General features: G+C 64.3%; 1 protein-coding gene. It reads right to left on the reverse strand.

Annotation, left to right across the window (positions count from 1 at the left end):
• Window positions 1–3,318: hypothetical protein (locus ACWDKQ_RS35500; RefSeq protein ID WP_450143127.1), on the reverse strand; the 3,318-nt coding region annotated here is incomplete at its 3' end.
• Window positions 3,319–3,431: the final 113 nt, after the last annotated feature.

Genomic DNA, 3,431 nt, shown 5'->3' on the forward strand with positions numbered 1-3,431 from the left:
CACGCGCGCAGCCTGCGCACTGTCACCAGCGGCAAACAACAGCAACGGCTCCACCCACGGCACACCAGCCAACTCCGCCGTCGGCTCGTTCACCAACCGCGGCCGACGCCGCCCACTGGCATCCACACGGCACACCACCCACCTCGGCCCCCGACCAGGAAGATGGACCCTCGCCAGCACATCCGCGCTACTTCGCCCCTGCATCTCGGCGATGACGTCAAGGGACACAACCACATCGCCATGCCCCACCACCACCAGCGTCTTACCGCCCTCCGCAGCCTCCGAAGCCGCGTAGGACGGCGACCGCGTCCACGCCGTGTACTCGACGGTTTCCGTCGACCCCAGGATCTCGAACCTCACCGGCGTGCGATGCACACCCCCCGGCGAGACGGACTCCAGCCGACCGCCAAGCCGACTAGCCGCGCCCGCCAACGACACCAAGTGACGCATGTCCGCTTCGGCGAAGCGGACACCGTAGTCGCGTTCAAGGGAATTCCTGATGGAGTCGGAAAGACCATCCAAGTCGACCTGCGACGACTCGGGATCGAGTTCGTGCGCCAACCGCGCCAGGTCGTGCAGCGTCTCCAAAGTGGGCCGCTGGCCATAGATCTCGTACGCCAGCTGTATGACCGGCAACAGCCGCCTGCCGCCCACCAAGCCCTCGCCGATCACACTGATCAGCGCGTGGTAACCACCAAGGCCGTGCACCACGTCCATCAGCTCGAGCCAGCGACGAACCTCGTCGATCCCCACAGCCCCTGGCGACCGGGGCTCATCCTCTCCGGTCTGAGGGTTGAACACCGGCCCGGACACCTCGGCCACCAGGCTCCGCAGATCATCAAACCCCAGGGCGTAGAAGTCAGCACTGCCGCGGCTGGCATCGAAGCCGGCATCGATCAACTCCCGGATCCGCCGCATCCACAACACAGCCTCGTCAAATCCGGACAGAGCCGGAAATACCTCCCAGTACAACCCCGCCAAATCAGTCAGAGACTGCGGGTAATCAGCCGGCAGACCAGTCCCGTCTCCAAGCCCGACCTCCCGCGCCAGTCCTTCCCAACCATCGCTGCCATCCGGGTTGGACCGCACAGCAATCGTCGTCACCAACGAAGAAAGGACCGCGGCGTGCAGTCGCGCTGGCGACTCCGCTGTCTCCCTGACCACCCAGGAACGGGTGCCTTCGAACGAATCCAGCACGTGTGCGGCCCACTCCGCCGTGTGTTCGTCCGCGTTGGCCTCGATCGCGGTCAGCCTGTCGTTCATTCGCCACCAGTGCCTGTCAGCGTTCCAGATCGCATCCAAAGCCTGCACCGGGTCGTTCGTCCACATCGCCGCCAACGCCTGCGCCGGATAGGCTTCGTCCGCGAGGACCTTCCGCGCCATCCCCGCTAAATCCACCAGGTCAAACAAGTCCAAAGCGGTGGCATGCGAACTAGATTTGCCTTCGAAACCCGCCACCATGTGGGCTAGGGAACTATACGATATCTTCGACGACTCGGGATAAAGCTGGTTGGCCAACCACGCGAGGGCATGCAGGGTCTCCATGTCCTCCGCCCCGCGATACAACTTCTTTGCCAGCCGTATGACTGGGAACAGCCGCCTGTGGCCCACCAAATCCTCGCCGATCCGGTCAACAAGCGTGTGGTAGCCACCAAGGTTGTGCACCACGTCAGTTCGCTCGAGCCAGCGACGAATCTCGTCGATCTCCACAGTCCCGGGGGACCGGGGCTCGTCCTGTCTGGTCTGATGGTTGAACACCAGCCCGGACAGATCGGCCACCAGGCTCTGCAGATCGTCAAACCCCAGGGAGTAGAAGTCAGCACTGCCGCGGCTGTGATCGAAGCCGGCATCGATCAACTCCCGGATCCGCCGCATCCACAGCACAGCCTCGTCAAATCCGGGCAAAGCCGGGCCTATCTCCCAGTACAACCCCGCCAAATTCACCAAGGACTGCCGGGCATCATCCGGCAAGCTAGCTCCATCACCGACCCCTACCTCTGCCGCAAGCCCGCTCCACCCACCCTCAAAGCCCTCAGCAATCTTTGTCAGGAACGGAGTCAGGACCAAGGCGTTCAGGCGCGCCTGCGACTCCTCCGGCTGTCCGACCACCACAGACCCAGCGTTCTCGAGCTCGAACAGCAATTCCGCGGCCCACTGCGCCGTCTGTTCGTCACGCTCGTCGTGCGCAGCTGTCTCGAGCTCGGCCAGCCGGTTCGCCATCCTTTCCCCACGCCTGTCGGACTTCCAAATCGCCTCCAAAACCCCCTTCGGATCGCCGTCGACCTGGCCAAGGTCCTCTCGCACCATCCCCGCCAACTCCACCAAGCGCTGCACCTCCGAAGGCGAGGCGTACCCATCGGCTCGGCCTTCGAACTCCGCCGCCATCCGGGCAAGGGACGCGCGTGAAATGTTCGACGACACGGGATCAAGCTGGTTGGCCAACCACGCCAGACCGCGCACCGTCTCCACCCCCGGCCGCTTGCCGTACAACTCCTCTGCCAGATCTATGACCGGGAACAGCCGCCTACCACCCACCAAATCGGCGCCGACCGCACCGACAACCCTGCCGACACCACCAAAATCGTCCACCAGACCCATCAGCTCGAGCCAGCGACGAATCTCCCTGACCCCCACATCCCAAGGCGGCCGAAGCTCCTGCTTTTCGGCCCGCGGGTTGAACGCCGGGCCGAACAGCTCGGCCACCAGGCTCTGCAGATCACCCATCGTCCGCATATAGAAGGCGGCGCCCACCCCGTCATCCTCGAAACCAGCATCGATCAACACCCGGACCCGCCGCATCCACAGCAAAGCCTGGTCAAACCCGAGAAGATCCGGATCAACCTGCCAGTACAAATCCGCCAAATTCACCAGGGACTGCCGGTAATCAGCCGACAGCTCGGGCCCGTTCCCAAGTCCTATCTCCGCCGCAACCTCTCTCCAGCCGCCCTCAAACCGCGCAGCAATCCTTGCCATGAACGACGGCAGCACAACTCCATTCACAACGGCGTCCAGGCGCGCCTGCGACTCCGCCGGCTGTCTGACCACCACAGACCGAGCGTCCTCGAACTCAACCAGCAACTCCCGAGCCCACTTCGCCGTCTGTTGGTCTCGCCCGGGCGCCGCAGGCGCGGCCAGCCTGTCCCCCATCCGCCGCCACGGCTGATCGGCGTTCCACATCGCCTCCAACGCCTGCACCGGACTGACCCGCTGCCCCCCATCGGCATCGGCATCGGCATCGGCATCGGCTGGGACTTGAACGGAATCCAGTCGACCAAGGACCGCTCGCGCCCTCCCCGCCAACCCCACCAGGTCACGCATTTCCGAATGAGACGCGTGCCTACCGGCTCGGCCATCGAAACCCGCCATCATGCTGGTAAGCGTGCCCCACGAAATATTCGACGACACGGGATCAAGCTGACCGGCCAACCACG

Source organism: Saccharopolyspora sp. NPDC000995 (genome assembly GCF_053599315.1).